At 44.0% G+C, this 521-nt stretch carries 1 protein-coding gene; it reads right to left on the reverse strand.

What is annotated here, in order from left to right; translation table 11 throughout:
* Window positions 1-237: 237 nt before the first annotated feature.
* On the reverse strand, window positions 238-521 hold a 284-nt coding region (locus ACTHUR_RS18160; RefSeq protein WP_440400153.1), incomplete at its 5' end, for a 3'-5' exonuclease.

Below are 521 nucleotides of genomic sequence, written 5' to 3' on the forward strand. Positions count from 1 at the left end.
TTATACTTCAAGTGTTGACAATTTTTGCTTGTGAATTGAAGGGGAATGGAGCAATCGTATCGTTTGATTTTTTATTTTTGTACCTGATTATTCGATTATTTTTGTTTATTTTTGAAGAATCGGAAGGAATGGGGATAGACAGGCGTAAAGGTCTAAAGTAAAAATTATTTGATAGTTGACTTTGACATTTTGCTGACAATAAGGCCGTCTGAAACCTTACTTTCAGACGGCCTTGCTTTATCCTTTTCTTTTGTTTCCCAACATATCCAGCAAGCCTGCCAGATTGTTTTTGCCCTCTTCCTTGCTCACAATCGGTTCGCCGCCTTTGCGCCCTAAAATCTTGATGTCTTCCTGCGGCATTTCGTCTATGAAGCGGCTGGGTTCGGGGAACTGCCATGTGCCTTGTTTTTTGCGTTTGACGCAGTGGGTCAGCGTAAGCTGGCGTTTGGCGCGGGTGATACCGACGTACATCAGGCGGCGTTCTTCTTCGACGTTGTCTTCTTCGATGCTGTCGTTGTGCG

It is taken from the genome of Neisseria sp. P0021.S007, from assembly GCF_051956855.1.